This window comes from Azospirillum picis (assembly GCF_017876115.1).
Classification (GTDB): Bacteria; Pseudomonadota; Alphaproteobacteria; order Azospirillales; family Azospirillaceae; genus Azospirillum; species Azospirillum picis.
The window spans coordinates 218,320-239,428 of record NZ_JAGINO010000002.1; the positions used below are offsets into that span (position 1 = coordinate 218,320).

The following is a 21,109-nucleotide window of genomic DNA, read 5'->3' on the forward strand; positions in this document are numbered from 1 at the left end:
TTTCAAGCGGTATCGCTTGAAACGTGACCCACACGGAAGACCAAAAGCTCAGAGTCTGTCTGGTGCTTCAACAAGCACCAGACAGACTCTAGTGCGACAGCAGCAGGGGAACCGGGCAGGTGCGCAGCACATGGCGGGTGCCGCTGCCGCGGTGCAGGAACGGGAAGCCGTAATGACCGTGGGCGCCCATCACCAGCAGGTCGGCACCGGTGTCCATGCTGCGGGCGAGCAGCGCGTCCATCGCGCCGATATCGGTCACCGTGAAATGGGTCTGCTCCGCCGTAACGCCGTGGAGCGTGAGATGGTCGAGCAGGCCGACGCGCGGCGTCTCCGGCACAGAGGACGAGGCCTGGGTCAGGACGGTGATGACCGTCACCTCGGAAGCCTTCTCGATCATCGGCATGGCGTCGGAAAGCGCGCGGGCGGCCTCGCGCTCGGCGTTCCAGGCGACGGCGATGCGCTTGCCGATGACCGGGAACTTGCCGGCATACGGGATCACCAGCGCCGGCCGGCCGGAATTGAGAACCACCTGCTCGTTCAACTCCTCGGGCGCCGCAAGCTGCCCGGCATCGCGGTCATACTGACCCAGCACCGTCAGGTCGGCGAAACGGGACCAGATGATCACTTCACGGATCACATGGTTGTATTCCCCGTGGGTGAGGCCGTGCCACTGTCCCTGCAGGCCGGATGCGGCCAGCTTTTCGTTGAACAGCGTCTCGCTGCGGGCCGCCGCCTCGACAAGGTGATCGCTGGGCCGCCGGGCGATCACGCTCGTGGCGCTGCGGTCGCCTTGGGCGAACAGGCCGCGCAGGAAGGCGCCATGGCGCTGCGCCAGGCCGATGGCGGCGTCGAGCCGCGCCTCGACATGCGGGCTGCTGTCGAGATGGACGAGGATATGCTTGTAAGCCATGCGAGTCCTCCCGGTGATGGTGCGATGTCCGGTAGCAACGGTCACCCCCGCCATACGGCGGGGAAGCGGATTGTTTGAGACACATCATGTTTAACCGCACGGCCTGCGTCCAGCCAGCGGCGAAAGATCGCAAGCTCCCGGCTCGCCACCTGCGACCGACGCGGGCGTCCGCGGGTCAGGCGTCGCGAAAGCGCCCGTAGGTGTAATGCGCGGCGCAGGCGCCCTCCGCCGAAACCATGCAGGAGCCCATCGGGTTCTCGGGCGTGCAGACGCCGGCGAACAGCTTGCAATCGACCGGGCGTTTCACTCCGCGCAGGATCGCACCGCAATCGCAGCCCTTGTGGTCGGGCACGCTGGCACCGGCGACGGGAAAGCGCCTCTCGGCGTCGAAGGCGGCATAGGCCTCTCGCAGCTTCAGGCCGCTGTGCGGTATGCTTCCCAATCCGCGCCATTCGAAGGATGCCCGCGTCTCGAAGATCTCCGCCACGATGGCCTGGGCCTTGCGGTTTCCTTCGGCGGTCACGGCGCGGGTGAACTGGTTCTCCACCTCGGCGCGGCCTTCGTTGATCTGGCGGACCAGCATCAGGATGGACTGCAGCACGTCCAGCGGTTCGAAGCCGGAGATCACCACCGGCTTGCCATGCTCCGCAGCGGCTGGCGCATAGGCCTCGGAACCGATGACCACCGAGACATGGGCGGGGCCGACGAAACCGTCGAGCGAGGCCACCTCCTTGCCGTCCCCGGCATCAGCGAGGATTCCCTGGATCGCCGAGGGCGTCAGGACATGGTTGCAGAAGACCGTGAAGTTCGACAGGCCCTGCGCCGCGGCGGCACGGACCGCCAGCGCCGTGGGCGGCGTGGTCGTCTCGAAGCCGATGGCGAGGAACACCACCTGCCGTCCGGGATTCTCGGCGGCGATGCGCACGGCGGCGTCGGCCGAGACCACCATGCGGACATCGGCGCCCTGCGCCTTGGCCTTCAGCAGGCTGAGCCGCCCCGATCCGGGCACACGCATGACGTCGCCGTAGGTGCAGAGCGTCACCTCCGGCCGGCGGGCCAGGGCGATGGCGTCGTCGATCCGACCGACCGGCAGCACGCAGACCGGGCAACCCGGTCCATGGATCATGCGGACGTTGCCCGGCAGCAGGTCGGGAATGCCGTAGCGGGAGATCGCATGGGTGTGACCGCCGCAGAACTCCATCAGGTTGTAGGCGCGGTCCGGCCGCGCCTCGCGCGCGATTGCCGCGGCGACGGTACGGGCCAGGAGCGGGTCGCGGAACTCATCGACGTATTTCATGGCGACATCTGTCTTGGACGCTTGCTCTGCCCCGCCATATCACACGATGGACGGATCGTCCGCTTTGATGCGGATCAAAGGGCAGCGCTCATGGCGGCCGGGGCCGCCTCCCACGGCTCCGACCGTCAAGCCTCCACCGGCTCTGGATCCTTCAGCCGCTCCCAGATCGCGTCGAACTCCGCATGATGCTGGGCGAAAAGAGCGATCAGGCGGGGGTCGAAATGATCCGCCGGCCTTATGCGATCGTCGCCGTTCAGCAGGATGTCCACGCTCTTCTCATGGCTGAAGGACGGCTTGTAAGGCCTCGGGCTGCGCAGTGCGTCGTAGCAGTCGGCGATGGCGACGATCCGTGCCGCGAGCGGGATTTCCTCACCCTTCAGGCCCATCGGGTAGCCGGTGCCGGCCCACTGCTCGTGATGGTACAGCGCGATCTCGGCCGCCATCTTCAACCGGTCCGACGTGACCAGGATGTCGTGGCCGTAGACCGGATGGCGCCGCATTTCCGCCAGTTCCCGATCGTCCAGCCGGCCCTTCTTGTGCAGCACGGCCTGGTCGACGCTCATCTTGCCGACATCGTGCAGCGCGGCCGAGAAGCGGATCTCCTTGCAGAAGGCGCGGTTGCATCCGGCCCAGGTCGCCAGCGCATAGGAGTATTCGTTGACCCTCAGGATGTGGTTGCCGGTCTCCTCGTCGTGCACCTCGGCGGCACGGGCGAGCAGATTGACCGACACCATGAAGGCGCGTTCCGTTTCGACCTGCAGCTCGGCGACCCGGCGACGCTCCTGCATCAGGGCACGGTTCCGCTCGGTCAGGCGTTCGAGCGTCGCCGCCCGCTCCAGGGCACGCCCGACGATGTGATTGACCGGAGCGATCATCTGCTCGTGGTCGGCCAGGAAGGTCGGCGGCCCCGCCTCCCCCGCGACCGGACGCCGGTTGATCAACTGGACCACGCCGATCGGACGGTCGCGGAATCCCTTCAACGCGAAGGCCATGATCGAGCGGGTCCGGAAACCCGTGTTCTGGTCGAAACCGGGATTGAAGCGGTAGGGCCGCTCGCCGGGGATGGCATAGGCGTCATCCAGCAGCAGCGTCTCGCCGGTCGACGCGACATAGCCGACGATCGAGGTCTGGTTCACCGGCACGGTGAACAGGGTGGAACGGGTACGGATCAGGTCGTTCTGCGCGCTGACGGCCTCCAGCCGCCGGCCCTTTCCTTGCCCGCGCAGCATGAAGACGGTGCCGGCCTCCGCTCCCGTCACCTCGCGGCACTTGCGCAGCACCCGGTCACTCAATGCCCGCAGCGACTGATTCGGCGCGCCTTCTATGAATTCCATGAACTGAACGACCAGACTCACAGCGCGCTCCCCACCCCGATGCGCCGAAAGATTACCTCATTTGTCACACCCCGAAGAAGAGGTTTGCTTGGCGGAAAGTCATGCCGCGTCATAGGTCACAGCTCCGGATCACTCGCTTGGCTCACAAGGCCATCCAACCGCCCGCCCACAGCCAGACGGCCGCCACGGCCATCGACAGCAGTGCCATCGGAACACCGCAGCGGGCGTGTTCGACGAAGCCCAGGCGCACGCCGGCCGCCGCCGCACGCTCCGCGACGATGATGTTGGCAAGGCTGCCTGGCAGCAGCAGGTTGCCGGCCAGCGTCGACAGCAGCGCCAGTCCATAGAGCGCCCCCTCCGGCGGCGTCGGCCAGGCCGCCAGCAGGAGGATGACCGCCGGAACATTGCCGATGCTGTTGCTGCCGGCCAGCGCCAGCGGCGTCATCACCGCCAGGCGGTCGGGCAGCCATCCGGACGCCTCCAGCTCCCGGACCAGGGAGGCCGGCAATCCGGTCAGCCCCAGCGCATGGTTGATGGCGAAGAGGGCCGCGAACAGCACCAGCAGGTGCCAGTCCACCATGCCCAGCATGTCGCGGCTGGCCATGCGGCGGCTGATCATCATCACGCCGGCGACCAGCAGGACCGCATGCTCCTGCGGGATGTCGCGCGTGAAGAGCAGGAGCAGGACCGCCGTCGCCGCCACCCCCTTGCCGAGCTGCCAGCGGTCGAGCAGCACCGGCGCCACCTCTCCCATGCCCTGCGGCTTGCCGAAACGGCCACGCCAGACCAGCCAGACGACGGCGTAGACGATGATCATGGCAACCAGCGCCGGACCGCCGCAGACCGCCACGAAGCGCCAGAAGTCGAGGTGCCCGACCTGGCCGATCAGGATGTTCTGCGGATTGCCGATCATCGTCGCCGCCGAGCCGGCGTTGGCCGCCCCGGCCAGGGCGATCAGGTACGGTCTCGGGTCGAGCTTGCGGGCCTGGAGGCCGAGGCAGAGCATCGGCGTCATGGCGAAGACGACGACGTCATTGGCCAGCACCGCCGACAGGCCGCCGGCGACCGCCACGATGATCGCCAGCAGCCGCGCCGGCGAACGCGCAGCCCGCGCCACCTTCAGCGCGCACCAGTCGTAGAAGCCGCTGCCGGCATATTGGGCCGACAGGATCATCAGTCCGAGCAGGATGAAGATGGTCGGGAAATCGACGGCCGCCACGACCTGGGCCGTGTCGAGGGCTCCGGTGGCGAGCAGCAGGATCGCCGCCACGAGTGCTATTCCGGTGCGGTCGATGCGCAGGCCGGGGAACCGCCCCAGGGCCATGCCCAGATAGGTGGCGGCGAACAGAACGAGGATTGTGGCGGTCATGATACCCGGGGGGAAGGACGGAGGTGCTGCGGCGCCGACGCTATGCCAGCGTGATCGTCGTGCCCTCGCGCGCGGCGAAGCAGTCGGGGAACTCGGCCCTGGCCATGGCCTCGATCCGCTCCATGGTCGCGTCGTCATGGTCGGGATCGTGGTGGAAAAGCGCCAGCGTCTTCACATTGGCGGCGCGGGCGATGCGCACCGCCTCCATCCAGGTGGAGTGGCCCCAGCCGATCCGCTGGCTCCACTCCTCGTCGGTGTAGGTGGAATCGTAGATCAGCAGGTCGACACCGTCGACCAGGTTCAGGATGTTGCGGTCCAACTGGTCGGGCACATGCTCGGTATCGGTGACGTAGGCCAGCGAGCGCCCGTGGTATTCGATGCGGTAGCCGGTCGCGCCGTCGGGATGGTTCAGCGCCGCCGTATGGACGCGCACGCCGCCTTCGAGCTTGAAGCTGTGACCGGCCGGCACCTCGATGAAGCTGAGGTCGCCGCCCATGGTGCGCAGCGGCACGGGAAACAGCGGCCGCGCCATCTGCCGCGCCATCACCGATTCGATGTCGGGACTGCCGGCCAGATGGCCGGAGATCACCCGCAGGCTGAAGCCCTTGGTGTATGCCGGCGGGAAGAAGGGAAAGCCGCTGATGTGGTCCAGGTGGGTGTGGCTCAGCAGCAGGGTGGCGCTGGTCACGCCTTCGGCCAGAAGCTTGCGCCCCAGCATGCGCACGCCGGTGCCGGCATCAAGGATGATATGCTGCTGCCCCGCCACCACTCCGACGCAGGCGGTGTTGCCGCCGAAGCCGAGATGCGAGGCCATTGGGCAGGGAATCGTGCCGCGCACGCCCCAGAAGGTGACCTTGAACCCCATTCTCCCCACCTCCGAAGCGCATATGTTGCGCCGTCCCATCCCTTGTGGGGCCGAGATTACAGCGTTTCCTCCTGTTGTACACGAACCCGCTTCCGCGGGGCGATCCGGCAGTGAGGCCGATCACACCTTGTAGGCGACGCGAACCCCACCCCAATGGCGCCCGCGGACGGTCACCGGGGCGGAAACATCCTTCATCAGGGCGAACTTGCCGCCGCCCATGTCGCGACGGTAGGTCTGCAGCAGAAAGGGCTTCAGGTTACGCCCGGCGGCCAGCCCGACCCGGTCGTTGAAGATGCGCCGGTTGCGGCAGTTCGCGGCGTTCCAGACCGGATCGCGGCCCTGCGGTTGGCCGAACTGCCGGTTGTGCGTCGGCAGGTAGCCGTTCTCGTCCACCGTCACGCAGAAGACGATGCGCCCGTTGGCGGTCAGCACCGGCTCCTGGATGCCCGGCAGCACGCGGTCGCACAATTGGGTGAAGCGGGTCGTGAACTGCTGCGGGTCGGAGCCGCCGACCGGCTGATAGGCACGGTCGAACAGCTCGGCCTCGCCGATCTCGCCACGGGCGAGCGCCTCCTCGAAGGCGGCGGATACCCAGCCGGCGGCGTCCCTGGCGGTGGTGATGAACGGGGTGTCGACGGTCTCGATGTCCAGCTCGGCGGTGACGCCGATGAGCCGCTCGCTCATCCCGACAAGGTTGTTCACCCGGTCGCGGGCCTGGGCCAGATTGTCGCTGGACAGCTTGACGCCGGCCGCGAGGTCGCCGATCTCCCGCTCCAGCCCACCGCAGTTGCCGCTGATCTCCGCCGAGGCGGCGTCGATCTTGTCCGTCTCGCCGGTCAGCTCGCGCATCGCCCGGCCCACTGTCTCGATCACCGTGCCGATCGCCGTGGTCCCGTCGCTCACCGCGCGCGCCTTGGCGGCGCTGGCCGCGCTTTCCGCCATCAGGCGCTGCGCCTGCTCGTTCAGGGACTTCAAGGTGGCGTCGATCTCCGCCGTCGCCTCGCTGGTCTTGGTCGACAGCGCCTTCACTTCGTTGGCCACGACCGCGAAGCCGCGCCCGGCCTCGCCGGCGCGGGCAGCCTCGATGGTGGCGTTCAACGCCAGCAGGTTGGTCTGCTTGGCGATGGTGAAGATCTCCTTGGCGACCTTGCCGACGCGGTCCAGCGCGTCGCGCAGTCCGCCGATCTGGCCCTCGATCGCCGTTACCGACGAGACGAGCCCATGGATGTCGGCCAGCGACTGCTGCACGCGGTCATGGGAACTGTCGACCTCCTGCCGGGCCTGCTCGGTCACAGACCGCGCGACAAGGGACGCGTCGGAGATGCGCCGCGTGCTGAGCGACATCCTGGCCCCGGTGTCCCGCAGTTGCGCGAAGACCTCCGACTGGTGGGTGACGCGGGCGTTGACATCCTCGATATGACCGGCGATGTCCGCGATCTCGATACCGAGGTTGCCGGCTTCCGTCGCGATGTCGGCGATCAGATGCGGCCGAAGCCCGAAGCTTCCATCCATTTGCCCCACCATTCTTGCTGTTTTGTAGCTAGACGCTTTCTCCCATGCACGATTATTGCGCTTTTGCGATGACTACGCAATGGACGGGCCTCCGGCATGTCACCCGGCCTTCCTATCCTTTCGTCGCATAACGTAAGAGAAAGCGTGCCGGCCATCCTGCCGCACGCCTCCATGGCCCGAAATAGGGGTTTGCCTGCAACACGGCTGCGCACAGGATCGACTGGCGGGTGTGCCTCACCCGGAGATGCGATTGTCCAGCCGCTCGTCCGCCAATCCGGCCGGCTCCTGGTGAACCAGAACTTCGGCGCCGTCGAACGCGGCGCTGAGGCGGCGCTCGACCCGATCGGCGATGTCATGGGCCGCGGTCAGGGTCATGCGGCCGTCCAGTTCCAGATGCAGTTCGATGAAGAGGCCGGTTCCGGCATTGCGCGTGCGCAGGTCGTGCATGCCACGCACCCCGGGTTCGGCCGTCACCAGATCGGCGATGCGCGCGCGTTCCTCCTCGCCGAGTTCCCGGTCCATCAGCACGTCGAGCGCCTGCCTTGCCACCCCGCGGGCGCCATTCAGGAGAAAGGCGGCGATCGCCACGCCGAACAGGGGATCGATGGCGGCGATCCCGGTCAGGCCGGTCAGCAGGATGGCCAGGATCACCGCCCCGTTCATCAGCAGGTCGCCGGAATAATGCAGGCGGTCCGCCCCGATGGCGACGGACCCTGTCGCGGCCTGCACATGCCGCTGGAAGGTGATCAGCCCGGCGGTCAGCACGATCGACAGAAGCATCACCGCGACGCCCACCGTCCCTTCGCCGATCGGCTCGGGGTAGATCAGCCGCCGCACCGCCTCGACGCACAGCAGCACCGCCGAGCCGGCGATGAAGGCGGCCTGGGCAAGTGCCGCCAGCGCCTCGGCCTTGCCGTGGCCGAAGCGATGGTTCGCGTCGGCCGGGCGCAGGGCATGGCGGACGCCCAGCAGGGTGACGATCGATGCCATCAGATCGGTGGTGGAGTCGATCAGCGACGACAGCACGCTGACCGACTCGGTCAGCAGATACGCGGCCAGCTTCGCCGCGATCAGGGTGGAAGCCACCGATACGCTGGCATAGGTGGCGTAGCGCCGCAGCCTGTCCGACCGGCCCTCCCCGCTCCCGGTCATGACTTGCACTCGGTCATGGAAAGAGCCGTTCCGTCGTCCAGCCCGCAGCGCCGGCCTCCTCACCTGCCGGCCGGCGGTAGACCAGGCGGTCGTGCAGACGGAAGGGACGGTCGCGCCAGAACTCGATCCGCGCCGGCAGGACGCGGAAGCCGGTCCAGTGCGGCGGCCGGGGGACGGCGCCGAGTGCGAACTTCGCGGCGAACTGCGCCACACGCTTCTCCAGCTCCCAGCGCCCCTCCAGCGGACGGGACTGCAGCGAAGCCCAGGCGCCGATGCGGCTTTCGCGCGGGCGGCTGTCGAAATAGGCGTCCGCCTCGGCGTCGGTGACGGTCTCAACCGCGCCTTCGACCCGCACCTGCCGGCGCAGGGTCTTCCAATGGAAGCAGAGGGCGGCATTCCGGTTGGCCAGGAGCTGCTCGCCCTTGCGGCTTTCGGTGTTGGTGTAGAAGACGAACCCGCGGGGGTCGATGCCCTTCAGAAGGACCATCCGGACCGATGGCACGCCGGAGGCATCGGCGGTGGCCAGCGCCATCGCGTTGGGATCGTTGGGTTCGCTGCCCTCCGCCTCCTTCATCCATTCGGTGAAGAGGTCATAGGGGTCGCGGATGTCGCCGTTGCTGGCCTCGGTCATACTTGGAGATCCCGTCGTTCAGGCCGTACCCCCGGAGATTGCCGCAGGAGCATTTGCACAAGGGTCACAGCCTCATCACAATTCACAGCAAGCATAGGGTCGCTTATATCACTGTCCACCGCGAAGCCACCGATAAGGTGCCGCGGCACACAACCTTTTCGAGGCGCAAGGATGTTCGTGAAGAAAGTCGCTCCGGCCGTGATCATCGCAGTCAGCCTGGCCGGCTGCTCGCTGGGCGGCCAGAAGGAGTCGGTCGGCACGGTCGGCGGCGCGGTCGCCGGCGGCCTGATCGGTTCGCAGATCGGCGGCGGCACCGGCAAGCTGGTGGCGACCGGCGTCGGCACCCTGCTGGGCGCCTTCATCGGCAAGCAGGTCGGCAGCTCGCTCGACAAGGCCGATGCCGGCTACGCCGAAACCGCCGCCCGCCAGGCCTATTCGGCGCCGGTCGGCGACCGCATCACCTGGCAGAACCCGCAGTCCGGAAATTCCGGCGCCGTGGTGACCACGCGTGAGGGCTACAGCAACACCGGCACCTACTGCCGCGAGTTCCAGCAGACGGTGGTGGTGCAGGGGCGGACGGAGCAGGCCTACGGAACCGCTTGCAAACAGGCCGACGGTACGTGGAAGATCATCAACAACTCGTAACAGCATCGCCCTGCAACCCTTGAGCCCCATTGGGGCGGGAACTTTCTGCCCGTGGCAACGCGCGATCCCTACAGCGTTCTCGGCGTCAGCCGGTCCGCCAGTGCCGACGACATCAAGAAGGCATACCGCAAGCTCGCCAAGGAGCATCACCCGGACCTGAAGCCGGGGGATGCCGCCAACGAGGAGCGGTTCAAGGAAATCTCGGCGGCCTACACGCTGCTGTCGGATTCCGAGAAGCGCGCCCGCTTCGACCGTGGCGAGATCGACTCGTCGGGGCAGGAGCGGCATGCCGGCTTCGGATCGCGCGCCCGGTCCAACCGGGGACGGGCATACAGCGGCACCGCCGACGATTCCTACTTCACCAGCACCGGCGGCGGTGACGACTGGTTTTCCGACCTGTTCGGCGGCGGCCGCCGCCGAGGGGGCGGTGCGGGCGGCGGTGCGGGCGGCGCCACCGGCGGCTCCGCCGGCCCCAGGGTGCGGGGCAGCGACATCTCCTATTCGGTCACCGTCCCCTTCATCGAGGCGGCGACCGGAGCCAAGCGCCGCATCAACCTGTCCAACGGCAAGAGCATCGACGTCGCCATCCCGCCCGGGACGGAGAACGAGACCAAGCTGCGGCTCAAGGGACAGGGGCTGCCGGGGATGGGCGGCATGCCGAACGGCGACGCCATTGTCGAGGTCCATGTCGAGTCCCATCCCTTCTTCACCCGCCAGGACCACGACATCCATGTCGAGGTGCCGGTCACGCTGAACGAGGCGGTGCTCGGCGCCACCATCCATGTGCCCACCATCAGCGGCAAGGTGGCGGTCAAGGTCCCGCCCGGGGCCAACACCGGCTCGGTCCTGCGGCTGCGCGGCAAGGGCGTGATGAACCAGGCCACCAAGCAGCCGGGCGACCAGTACGTGAAGCTGAAGGTCGTCCTGCCGGATCCGCCCGACGCCGAACTGGTCAAATTCGTCGAGCAGTGGGCGAAGACCCGCAGCTACGACGTGCGGCGGAAGGCCGGGTTGGAATGACGGGCCGCAAGCCCGTCATTTCCTGACCGCACGCAACGGGACGGCCCCGGGCGCGACCATCCCCTGCCCCGCTCCCTGCCCGGCCGGCTGCCCTTCCGGCGGCGGTTGATCGTTGAGCAGGGACTTGAGGCTCACATTCAGAAGGTCGCTCTGCCGCGCCTCGGCCGCCTCCAGCAGGCGGGCGGTCCGTTCCTGCCAGGGCAGATCCAGCCCGCCCAGCCCATGGACGGTTCCGCGCATCCCGATACCCAGCGCCTTCATCAGCTCCAGCAGCGTCGCTTCGCCCATGTCGCGGGTGGCCACCCAGGAGTCGCGGGTCGTATGGGCGACCCAGTGAGCGTCGCGCAGTTGCTCCAGGATCCCGTCGATCAGCAGCGTGCCCACCGGCACCCTGGCGACCAGGGTGCGCCGCCGCAGGCCGACGCCCAGCCGGCTCGCTTCCATCAGTTCGTGCAGGACGGCCAGGGCCAGGGCCAGCCGCTGGGCCGGCAGAAGTCCCTCCATGCCGCCGCGGGTGACCTTGCCGGCCCGCCATTCCGGCAACGAGGCCGCGACCACCGCGCCGAACAGCACCGTCGACCAGGCGATATACAGCCAGAACAGGAAGATCGGCACGACGGACAGGGCGCCGTAGATCGTCTGATAGGCCGGATACTCCCGCATGTACCAGCCGAAGATCGCCTTCGACCCCTCCAGCAGGATCGAGCCGATGGCACCGCCGCACAGCGCATCGAGCCAGAAGACGTCGCGGTTGGGGATGATGACATACAGCAGCGTGCAGCCGACCAGTTGCAGTCCGAACGGCAGCAGCATCCCGATGCCGGCCAGGGGATGGACCACCCCCTCCAGGTGTGCCAGTTCCAATGCGGTCCACAAGGAACTGGACAGCGACAGGCTGGCACCGGCAAACAACGGAGTCAGCGACACCACGGCCCAGAAGGACAGGATGCGGGTGACGTAGGACCGCGGCTCGCGCACCCGCCAGACGGTGGCGAAGGAGCCTTCGATGGTCCAGATCAGCAGCACCGCCGAAACGGTCAGCCCGACGACGCCGAAGATCGGCATCTGCCCGGCATTGGCCATGAAACGGCCGAGATACTCCAGGATGGCGTCGCCGATCTCCGGCACCAGGTTCTTGATGAGCGCCGTCTGGATCCGCATCTGCAAGGCGCTGAAGGCTGGAAAGGCGGAAAAGACGGCGAAGCCGATCGTCATCAGCGGCACGATCGCCAGCAGCGTCGTGTAGGTCAGGGCTGCGGCGGTTTGGAAGCAGTTGTCGTTGTAGAAGCGCAGCATCGAATGACCGATGAAACCGCTGAGTTCCCGCAGGCCGGCGGCGGCGCGGCCTCGCTCCTCCTCCTCGCCATGCCGTTCACGCCGGTCCATGCGGCACCTCCTGCGGCCCGGCAACCCGCGTCGGTTTGACCGCCGGGCGCTTTCGTGTAGGATGCGCCGCACTTTTCGCGGCAAGATCCGCAGAACATCCGTCGTTCACGAGGTTCCGATGTCCAATCCGACGCCGCTCATGGCCGGCAAGCGTGGCCTGATCATGGGCGTGGCCAACGATCGCTCGATCGCCTGGGGTATTGCCTCCGCCCTGGCCCAGCACGGGGCGGAACTGGCGTTCACCTACCAGGGCGATGCGCTGCTGAAGCGGGTGAAGCCGCTGGCGGAGCAGGTCGGCGCCAAGCTGGTGCTGCCCTGCGACGTGACGGACGAGGCCAGCGTCGATGCCACCTTCGCAGAGATCGAGAAGGAATGGGGCGAACTGGACTTCGTGGTTCATGCCATCGCCTTTTCCGACAAGAGCGAGCTGGACGGGCTGTATCTCGATACGACGCGGGCCAATTTCCTGCGCACGATGGACATCTCCTGCTACTCCTTCACCGCGGTGGCGCAACGCGCCGTGCCGCTGATGAAGAACGGCGGCAGCCTGCTCACCCTATCCTATTACGGCGCCGAACGCGTCATGCCTCACTACAACGTCATGGGCGTGGCGAAGGCGGCTCTCGAGGCGAGCGTGCGGTACCTGGCCGTCGATCTGGGTGGCCGCAACATCCGTGTCAATGCCATCTCCGCCGGCCCGATCAAGACACTGGCCGCCAGCGGCATCGGTGACTTCCGCTATATTCTGAAGTGGAACGAGCTGAACGCCCCGCTGAAGCGCAACGTCACCATCCAGGAGGTCGGCGGCGCCGGCCTGTTCCTGATGTCGGACCTCGGCACCGGTGTCACCGGCGAGGTGATGCATGTCGACAGCGGCTACCACACGGTCGGCATGGTCGCGGTGGATGCGGCGTCGGAAGTCGCCGGCCTGCTCGGCTCGCTGGGCGGCGGCAAGGCGGGCGGCTGAGCCCGGCGGCGGCCGGTTGAACGTCACCGCAACCGCCGCAATTGCAGGATAGCGAAGGGGGATCGGCCAGCCGATCCCCCTTTGCGTTTGCGAGAACGGCGTCTATGATTTGCGAAATATTCGCGGAGATTGGTAATATTCATGCGCGCTCGCAAGAAAATGGATTCGGTTTCTCCAATCCTTGAGCAAATTCTTTATGGCGGCTCTAGCGTGTCGATGAACCTGATCGCCATCACGCGGGATATCCCCGAGGAGCAGCGCATGTTCAAGGCCCAAGGCCTGAACAACTGCATCCTGTTCAAGTATCCCAACTTCGACGACCGCGACCTCGACGACAATGATCCGATCGCCGAGGACGACGAGCTGGAGGGTGGCGAGCGCCCGGTGGAAACCGGCATCTACGTCCCCCACAACGCCAAGAGCCCCGAGTCGGGCGGCATCGCCGTCTATCTGCGGTCGCGTAACAGCCAGACCCTTCTGGAGGAACAGTTCGGGATCAAGCACGGCCCGCAGGAGAACGGCATCATCGGCGACATGAAGATGCTGTCGATGATCGACGACGTCCCCTCGCTGGACGCCTTCCTGCTGAAGACCTGCTTCGAAGCCGAGAAGGTCAACGTCGACCCGCGCCACTGGCTGATCAGCAACGAGGAGGACCACCAGCTCCGCCGACTGATCCGTGCGCGGATCGAGCCGATCGTCCGCAAGGCATTGTCCGGCGGCCAGAGCAGCGCCGGCAGCATCGAGCGCTTCCTGGAGGCGATCTGGAACCCGAACCTGGAGGAGGCCGGCCTGTTCGTCTCCGCCTTCGGCATCGAGCGGTCGGAAGCCGACACCATCTTCAGCGCCTGGAAGGGCACGACCTTCTACGAGTACCAGTTGCGCCGCATCGCACCGCGAGCCCGCACCATCCTGACCTGGCTGAAGTCACGGGAGTGCATCCCGGTCGACATCCGCATGCACAAACCCTACGAGACCCAGTTGCTGATGCACATCGAGAAGGTGGGCAAGCTGCTGGAGACGACGCTGCTCGACATCCGCACCATCCTGTCCGATTACGAGACCTCCTTCAGCGCCTTCATGAACGGCCAGCCGGAACCGTTCCGCGACTACCTGCGCAGCATCCGCTCGCGCTACTGGCTGCTCGGCTATTGCGTCTCCGCGTTGACGAGCGTGGCGCACCTGGACGCCCGCTGCATGAAGAACACGCCGTCGCGCAAACTGTATTTCGAAGCGATGCAGAAGCTGCTGCGCCAGTTCGACGTGGCGCTGGACCGCCGGCGCGAGCAGAAGGGGGCGTTGTGAGGCGGGTCCCCCCTCCCCATCAGTAGTTCCCCGCCGCCGGCGGCAAAGGGACAGGGAAGGACGGAACCAGGCCTCCCCGCAAACCCTCCAAACGAAGAAGGGCGGCGCCTTACAGCGCCGCCCTTCCTCATTTCAAGTCGCCTCGCCTCAGGTTCCCTGCGGCTCCGGTCCGATGCCCCCGCTTTCCTGCCCGCTGCTCGGCGGGACGGAGGAGCGGCGGCCGCTGCCGGAGGTCGGACGCGGCGGGGCGGCCGACATCGTCTCGCGGTCGTCGTCGCGCAGGATCGGCTCGCCGCGCAGCAGACGGTTGATCTCGTCGCCGCTCAGCGTCTCGTATTCCAGCAGGCCCTTGGCCAGCGTGTGCAACTGGTCGATGTTCTCGGTCAGGATGGTCCGGGCACGATCGTAGGCCTCGTCCACGATGCGGCGGATTTCCTCGTCGACCAGTTGGGCGGTGCGGTCGGACATGTTCTTGTGCTGGGTCACCGAGTGCCCCAGGAACACCTCCTGCGTCGGCTCGCCGTACAGCAGCGGACCGAGCTTGTCGCTCATGCCCCACTCCGTCACCATCCGGCGGGACATCTCGGTCGCCATCTTGATGTCGCCCGAAGCGCCGGTGGTCACCCGCTCCTTGCCGAAGATCAGCTCCTCGGCGATGCGGCCACCCATGGCGACGGTCAGGTCGGCCAGCAGCTTGGCCTGGGACAGGCTGATGCGGTCACCCTCCGGCAGGCGCATCACCATGCCCAGCGCGCGGCCGCGCGGAATGATGGTCGCCTTGTGGACCGGATCGCTGTCGGCGCAGTGGATGGCGCAGATGGCGTGGCCGGCCTCATGGTAGGCGGTCAGCTTCTTCTCATCCTCGGTCATGACCATGGAGCGGCGCTCCGCACCCATCATGACCTTGTCCTTGGCGGCCTCGAACTCGGCCATGCCGACGACGCGCTTGCCGATGCGGGCGGCCAGCAGCGCGGCCTCGTTCACCAGGTTGGCAAGATCGGCGCCGGAGAAGCCGGGCGTGCCACGCGCGATGACCTTGGCGTCGACGTCGGGCGACAGCGGCACCTTGCGCATGTGGACCTTGAGGATCTTCTCGCGGCCGAGAACGTCGGGGTTCGGCACGACGACCTGACGGTCGAAGCGGCCGGGACGCAGCAGCGCGGGGTCGAGAACGTCCGGACGGTTGGTCGCGGCGATCAGGATGACGCCTTCGTTCGCCTCGAAGCCGTCCATCTCGACCAGCAACTGGTTGAGGGTCTGCTCACGCTCGTCGTTGCCACCGCCCAGGCCGGCGCCGCGATGGCGGCCGACCGCGTCGATCTCGTCGATGAAGATGATGCAGGGAGCGTTCTTCTTGCCCTGCTCGAACATGTCGCGGACACGGGAGGCGCCGACGCCCACGAACATCTCGACGAAGTCGGAACCGGAAATGGTGAAGAACGGGACGTTGGCTTCGCCGGCCACCGCGCGGGCGGTCAGCGTCTTGCCGGTACCCGGCGGGCCGACGAGCAGGCAGCCCTTCGGGATCTTGCCGCCCAGCCGCTGGAACTTCTGCGGGTCCTTCAGGAACTCGACGATCTCCGTCAGTTCCTGCTTGGCCTCGTCGATGCCCGCGACGTCGTCGAAGGTCACGCGCCCGACCTTCTCGGTCAGCAGGCGCGCCCGCGACTTGCCGAAGCCCATGGCTTTGCCGCCGCCCGACTGCATCTGGCGCATGAAGAAGATCCAGACGCCGATCAGCAGCAGCATCGGGAACCAGGACAGCAGCACCGAGAACAGCGACGGCACGTTGCTGTCATCGGGGACCGCGTTGATCCGGACGTTCTTGTTGGTCAGGCGCTCCACCAGCCCCGCCTCCGGCGGGACATAGGTGCTGAACGAGCGGCCGTCGGTGAAATGGCCCGAGACCTGGCTGCCCTTGATCGTCACGTCGGCGACCTGGCCCCGATCCACTTCGGCGAGAAGCTCGCTGAACGGAACGGTCGTTTGCGGGCTGCGGGTGGAAGAACTCTGGAACAGGTTGAACAGGGCCACGAGAAGCAGCCCTATGATGATCCAGAGCGCGAGGTTCTTGCCGAAATTGTTCACGTCACACGCCTTTCTGCGAACCCATCGCCATGCGGTGCGCCGACAAGGCCGCACCCCGGACTCCTACGGGCACGTTCCCAGATTAAATAATGCCGTCCCGGTCCGAAACAACCGTAAAAGCTTGCCGTCCCAACGGGAACGGGGGCGCAAGCATCGCGCTGTCCGCGGGGACCTGTCCATCCGGGTTGCTTCCCGACATCGGAAGAATGGCGGGCACCCCAAGCAATTCCGTTCCCGACCAAAGGCTTGGCAGTGTTTCGCGCACGGCGGCAGGCAGGTCGCGCCCGGCGAATTGCCGACGTTCCACCCCCCATTCGCGCCAGCCGGCAGAGCCGAGAGCCGCCACCGTGACCGGACCCGGCCGCAAAGGCGACACCCGCACGTCGAAGCGCCCGTCCCACAGCTCCCGGGCGCCCGGCGCCAGATGCAGGCGCTCCGCCGCCGCGGCCGGTTCGCGAGCGATCATGAACGCGCCCCGCCGCGGCCGCACCACGCAGCCTGCCAGCGTGCCCGCCTGCCCGGCCGCCAAGCCCGCCAGGAGCCGTTCCACGGCGTCGTCGCGGACCGGCCGGGCACCGCCACCGACGACGACCAGGCACCGGGCGAGTCCCCGCAGGGCGATCTCCTCCGGAGCGGCCAGCAGGGCGGACGGGTCGATCGTGATCCAGCCCTCGGGGTGGAGGGTCGCGGCGCTCGCCAGCAAATCAGCGGTCGCCTGTTCGAGTGCCGATCGGGCACGCCCCGCCCGCCGGGCCACGCCGCACAGCCGTTCGGCATCGAGCCCTTCGGCTCCCAGAAGCTCGCGGGCGGCGCGCAGGCGCGCGCGCGCGAAGCGCCGGTCACCGTTCGAGGGATCCTCGACCCACGATGCCCCATGCGCCCGGCAGGTCGCCAGCAGCCGGTCGTGAGGAAAGCCGAGCAGCGGCCGCATCACCCGCACCAGACCCTCGGCGCGGACCGGTGCCATGCCCGCCAGCCCATCGATGCCGGACCCGCGGGACAGCCGCAACAGGACCGTTTCGGCCTGGTCGTCCCGGTTGTGGGCCAGCGCCAGGTGAAGAATCCCCGCCTCGGCGCACGCCCCGGCGAGCAGCCGGTGCCGGGCCGCCCGCGCCTCCGCCTGCAATCCGGCCGAGGGCTTCGATCCTTCCCAACGCAGGATGCGGTGCGGCACGGCCAGCCGCCGCACCGCCGCACCGACCATCATGGCTTCGCGCCCCGATTCGGCCCGCAGCCCGTGGTCGACTGTCAGGGCCAGGAGCGACCCGCCGCAGGATGCGGCCCAATGCCGCAGCAGCAGCAGCAACGCCATGCTGTCGCCCCCGCCGGACACGCCGACCGCCACGGCCGGAGCCGGCTCGAAGCCGCCGATGGCCGTCATGGCGCGCTCGAACTCGCCCGCCGAAACCGGGGATGCGGGATCGGGATCCGTCCCGGCCATCAGGCCGGGCAATTGATGCGTTTGCGTTCGGTGTCGGCGCGGCGCTTCACGCTGGCGGACGCCTCCGGGAACTTGTTCAGCAACTGGCCGAACGCCGTGCAGGCATCGGACTTCTTGTTCATCTGCTGCAACGCCATGCCCAGCTTGAGGAGGCTGTCCGCCGCCTTCGGATTGGTGCGGTACTTGGACAGGACCTCGGCGAAGGCCTGTGCCGCCTCGGGGAAGCGGTTGCGCACATAGTAGCTCTCGCCCAGCCAGTACTGCGCGTTGCCGGCATAGGCATGGGACTTGTTCTTGGCGATGAAGTCCTGCAGCGCCTTTTCGGCCCGGTCGTAGTCGGCGTTGCGCAACAGCTCGAACGCCTGCTCGTACTGCTTTTCAGGCGTCAGCCCGGCGGTCGATGGCGGAGCCGCGGGCGGGGCCGCCGCCGCGGTCTGGGACGGCTTGTCGGCGGACTTCCGGTCGTCGGCCTTGGCCGGGGACTTCGGCGCGCCGTCCATGGCGCCTCCCGCCATCGCACCGCCGCCCATGGCACCACCCGCCATCGCACCACCCATGGCGCCGCCGCCCTTCGACTCGAGATCCTTCAGGCGGAAGTCGATGTCGCCGTTCATCTTCTCCAGCCGTTCGCGCAATTGTGCGAGCTGGTGGTTGGTTTCCTCGTAGCGCCCCGTCAACTCCGACATTGACCGCTCAAGGTTCTGCAGCCGGATCTCGAAGTCCGCGGCGACCGACGGGGAAAGCTGCGCGACCTCCACCGGGCCTCCCAGCGCCGCGACCTGGGTTTCCAACCGCTGCAGGCGATCGGATTGACCGGCCGTCGCATCGCCCGGCGATTGGGCGAAGGCGGGAGTGGCGCCGAGCAGGCTGCCGAGCAGCAGGGCGGCAACGGGACGGATGTGGGTCATGCGCGTGGGATCCTGGACGATCTTGAGAAGACCAAGGGGCGGGGAAGCGTCCGCCGCGCCCCCGGTGGCGATCCCCGCGGCGACAGTGGACGGTGAACAAGGCGACGCAATGGCGGCTGTTTAGCAGAATCGGCGCCTGATGGCCAAGACCCGGTTCCACGGCCTGGAGCGCACCGCCGGAGCGCCGGGTAGCCGGGGCGACGCCCTCCCGAAAAAGAAAGGGCGTCGCCCCGGTTACCCGAGGCGACGCCCGTTCCTTCCATCCGTCCGGCCCGTCTCCGGGCCGGACGGAAACCGGCATCAGTTGACGACGGTCACGCCACGGCGGTTCTGCGACCAGGCGGCCTCGTTCGAGCCGACGACCGCCGGACGCTCCTTGCCGTAGGAGACGACGTTGACGCGGCTCGGGGAGACGCCCTGGGCCACCAGGTAGTTCTTCACCGAGTTGGCGCGGCGCTCACCCAGGGCGAGGTTGTACTCGCGGGTGCCGCGCTCGTCCGAGTGACCCTCGACGGTCACGGTGACCGAGCCGTAGGTGCCGAGCCACTTGGCCTGACGGTCGAGGGTGGCGCGAGCCTCCGGCGACAGGTCATAGCGGTCGAAGCCGAAGAAGACGCGGTCGCCGACGTTGACGACGAAATCTTCCGACGAACCCGGGCGGACCGAAGTCTGCTGGGCACCGGTGTTGGCGCCGTTGGCGGCGTCGTTGGGCGTGGATTCGCAAGCGGCGAGCAGCGCCACGGCGGCGAGAGCGAGGAACTTCATACGCATGTTCAGGGACCCCTTGAACGACACTCGTTGAACTGGTCGGTCATTGCTCACGCGGGAACCGCTTCTTTCCGCCAATCCCCGACGAAAAGACGACAGCCGACCTTTGTCTTGAGCATTGCTCCCGCGCTGCCGCAAAATAGGGCTACTCCACTAGGGAATCAAGGGCGACCACGCCGGGTCCGAGGCATCCAGCGGGGTGCTGACACGGCGCTCGTTGGCACCGGTGATATCGATGCTGTACAGCTTCGCGTTGCGGCCGCGGCCGTCACCCGAAGGCAAGTCCTTGAAGTACATGAGAACGCGGCCGTTCGGCGCCCAGGTCGGCCCCTCGACATGGAAGGCTTCGGTCAGGATTCGTTCTCCCGTCCCATCCGGACGGATTACGCCGATTGCAAAGCTGCTACCACGCTGGCGCGTGAATGCGATCAGATCGCCGCGCGGCGACCACACCGGAGTGGCGTAGCGGCCCTCGCCGAAGGTCAGGCGCTTCACGCCCGATCCGTCGGCTCCCATGACGTAGAGCTGCTGGCTGCCGCCACGGTCGGACTCGAAGACGATCTTCTGGCCGTCCGGCGAATAGCTGGGGCCGGTGTCGATGCCCGGCGCGTCGGTCAACTGGGTCTGGCGGCGGGTGCGCAGGTCCAGCGTGTAGATGTCGGTGTTGCCGTTCTGGGCCATCGACATGACGACCCGGTTGCCGTCCGGCGAGAAGCGAGGCGCGAAGGTCATGCCGGGGAAGTCGCCGAGAACCTCCTGGCGGCCGGTGTCGATGTTGAACAGGTACACGCGCGGCTTCTTGTTGAAGTACGACATGTACGTGATTTCCTGGGTCGTCGGCGAGAAGCGCGGCGTCAGGACCAGCGTCTGCCCGTCGGTCAGGAACTGATGGTTGGCGCTGTCCTGGTCCATGATGGCCAGTTGCTTCTTGCGGGCGTTGGCCGGACCGGACTCGGCGACATAGACGATGCGGGTGTCGAAGTAGCCGTCCTCGCCGGTCAGCCGCTTGTAGATGGCGTCGGCGACGATGTGGGCGATGCGGCGCCACTCCTGCGGCGAAGCGCTGTAGCTCAGCCCCTGCATATACTGGCCGGCGGCGACGTCCCACAGGCGGAAGTCCACCTTCATGCGCCCGTCGGCGCCCGTCGTCGTGTTGCCGGCGACCAGCGCCTGGGCGCCCAGTGCCTTCCAGTCCTGGTAGCGCGGCTCACCGGTGCGCAACTGGTCCGGCGTCTGCAGGAAGCCGCGCGGGTCCAGCGGCTTGAACAGGCCGGAACGCTCCAGGTCGTCTGAGATCACCTTGGAGATGTCGGCGCCCATCTGGGCGTCGCGGCCGCCGGCACCGGCAAAGCTGGTGACGGCGATCGGCAGCGGCTCCGACACACCCCGCGTGATGTCGATGCGCAACTCGGCGCGCGCCTCCTGCGGAGCGGCAACGCCGAGGGAGAGGAGAAGGGCGCCGGCGGTTCCGGCCAGCTTCAGGAGAAGCCTCGTCTTCTTCGTCGTCATGG

18 protein-coding genes are annotated in these 21,109 nt (G+C 67.4%); 4 read left to right on the forward strand and 14 right to left on the reverse strand.

What is annotated here, in order from left to right; all coding sequences use genetic code 11:
* Window positions 1–88 precede the first annotated feature (88 nt).
* The 8 genes from J2850_RS03530 to pdxH all read right to left on the reverse strand — a co-directional run bounded on the left by J2850_RS03530 (window position 89) and on the right by pdxH (window position 9,070).
* A complete protein-coding gene (locus J2850_RS03530; RefSeq protein WP_209978817.1) occupies window positions 89–910 on the reverse strand; it encodes a universal stress protein in 822 nt (273 codons plus the stop codon).
* 175 nt (window positions 911–1,085) lie between these two features.
* Entirely contained in the window at window positions 1,086–2,207 is a 1,122-nt protein-coding gene (gene hypD, locus J2850_RS03535) for a hydrogenase formation protein HypD (protein ID WP_209978819.1), read from the reverse strand.
* 125 nt (window positions 2,208–2,332) lie between these two features.
* Window positions 2,333–3,562 (reverse strand): GAF and HD-GYP domain-containing protein, encoded by a 1,230-nt coding sequence (locus J2850_RS03540; protein WP_307353893.1) that lies wholly within the window; start codon window positions 3,560–3,562, stop codon window positions 2,333–2,335.
* A 121-nt stretch (window positions 3,563–3,683) separates the two neighbouring features.
* Window positions 3,684–4,910, reverse strand: coding sequence for an SLC13 family permease (locus J2850_RS03545; RefSeq protein WP_209978821.1), 1,227 nt, complete (start codon window positions 4,908–4,910; stop codon window positions 3,684–3,686).
* Window positions 4,911–4,950: 40 nt separating this feature from the next.
* Entirely contained in the window at window positions 4,951–5,775 is an 825-nt protein-coding gene (locus tag J2850_RS03550; protein ID WP_209978823.1) for an MBL fold metallo-hydrolase, read from the reverse strand.
* A 120-nt stretch (window positions 5,776–5,895) separates the two neighbouring features.
* A complete protein-coding gene (locus J2850_RS03555) occupies window positions 5,896–7,287 on the reverse strand; it encodes a methyl-accepting chemotaxis protein (RefSeq protein WP_209978826.1) in 1,392 nt (463 codons plus the stop codon).
* Between the two features lie 234 nt (window positions 7,288–7,521).
* Window positions 7,522–8,439: a cation diffusion facilitator family transporter gene (locus J2850_RS03560; protein ID WP_209978828.1), complete on the reverse strand. Its 918-nt coding sequence runs from the start codon at window positions 8,437–8,439 to the stop codon at window positions 7,522–7,524.
* A gap of 13 nt (window positions 8,440–8,452) precedes the next feature.
* On the reverse strand, window positions 8,453–9,070 hold the full coding sequence (pdxH, locus tag J2850_RS03565) for a pyridoxamine 5'-phosphate oxidase (RefSeq protein WP_209978831.1): 618 nt from the start codon (window positions 9,068–9,070) through the stop codon (window positions 8,453–8,455).
* Window positions 9,071–9,241: 171 nt separating this feature from the next.
* On the opposite strand from pdxH, the gene J2850_RS03570 reads away from it, so the two are divergent.
* Window positions 9,242–9,715 (forward strand): RT0821/Lpp0805 family surface protein, encoded by a 474-nt coding sequence (locus J2850_RS03570; RefSeq protein WP_209978834.1) that lies wholly within the window; start codon window positions 9,242–9,244, stop codon window positions 9,713–9,715.
* Window positions 9,716–9,766: 51 nt separating this feature from the next.
* Complete coding sequence (locus tag J2850_RS03575) at window positions 9,767–10,735, forward strand: DnaJ C-terminal domain-containing protein (RefSeq protein WP_209978836.1); 969 nt, start codon at window positions 9,767–9,769, stop codon at window positions 10,733–10,735.
* Window positions 10,736–10,750: 15 nt separating this feature from the next.
* Here J2850_RS03575 and J2850_RS03580 read toward each other — a convergent pair whose 3' ends face one another.
* A complete protein-coding gene (locus J2850_RS03580; protein WP_211113756.1) occupies window positions 10,751–12,121 on the reverse strand; it encodes a YihY family inner membrane protein in 1,371 nt (456 codons plus the stop codon).
* Between the two features lie 118 nt (window positions 12,122–12,239).
* On the opposite strand from J2850_RS03580, the gene fabI reads away from it, so the two are divergent.
* Together fabI and J2850_RS03590 are read left to right on the forward strand one after the other, a co-directional pair.
* Window positions 12,240–13,088 carry an enoyl-ACP reductase FabI gene (gene fabI, locus J2850_RS03585; protein WP_209978838.1) on the forward strand — a complete coding sequence of 283 codons (849 nt, stop codon included), beginning with the start codon at window positions 12,240–12,242 and terminating at the stop codon, window positions 13,086–13,088.
* 261 nt (window positions 13,089–13,349) lie between these two features.
* Window positions 13,350–14,393, forward strand: a complete 1,044-nt coding sequence (locus tag J2850_RS03590) for a hypothetical protein (RefSeq protein WP_246512771.1) — start codon at window positions 13,350–13,352, stop codon at window positions 14,391–14,393.
* Window positions 14,394–14,540: 147 nt separating this feature from the next.
* Here J2850_RS03590 and ftsH read toward each other — a convergent pair whose 3' ends face one another.
* The 5 genes from ftsH to tolB form a co-directional block, all read right to left on the reverse strand.
* Window positions 14,541–16,481, reverse strand: a complete 1,941-nt coding sequence (ftsH, locus tag J2850_RS03595; protein ID WP_209978842.1) for an ATP-dependent zinc metalloprotease FtsH — start codon at window positions 16,479–16,481, stop codon at window positions 14,541–14,543.
* Window positions 16,482–16,563: 82 nt separating this feature from the next.
* Window positions 16,564–17,934, reverse strand: coding sequence for a tRNA lysidine(34) synthetase TilS (tilS, locus tag J2850_RS03600; protein WP_246512773.1), 1,371 nt, complete (start codon window positions 17,932–17,934; stop codon window positions 16,564–16,566).
* Window positions 17,922–18,830 carry a tol-pal system protein YbgF gene (gene ybgF, locus J2850_RS03605; protein ID WP_209978844.1) on the reverse strand — a complete coding sequence of 303 codons (909 nt, stop codon included), beginning with the start codon at window positions 18,828–18,830 and terminating at the stop codon, window positions 17,922–17,924. The genes tilS and ybgF overlap by 13 nt, the downstream gene beginning before the upstream one ends.
* A 300-nt stretch (window positions 18,831–19,130) precedes the next feature.
* On the reverse strand, window positions 19,131–19,601 hold the full coding sequence (pal, locus tag J2850_RS03610; RefSeq protein WP_209978846.1) for a peptidoglycan-associated lipoprotein Pal: 471 nt from the start codon (window positions 19,599–19,601) through the stop codon (window positions 19,131–19,133).
* Between the two features lie 150 nt (window positions 19,602–19,751).
* Window positions 19,752–21,107 carry a Tol-Pal system beta propeller repeat protein TolB gene (tolB, locus tag J2850_RS03615; protein WP_209978848.1) on the reverse strand — a complete coding sequence of 452 codons (1,356 nt, stop codon included), beginning with the start codon at window positions 21,105–21,107 and terminating at the stop codon, window positions 19,752–19,754.
* Window positions 21,108–21,109 lie beyond the last annotated feature (2 nt).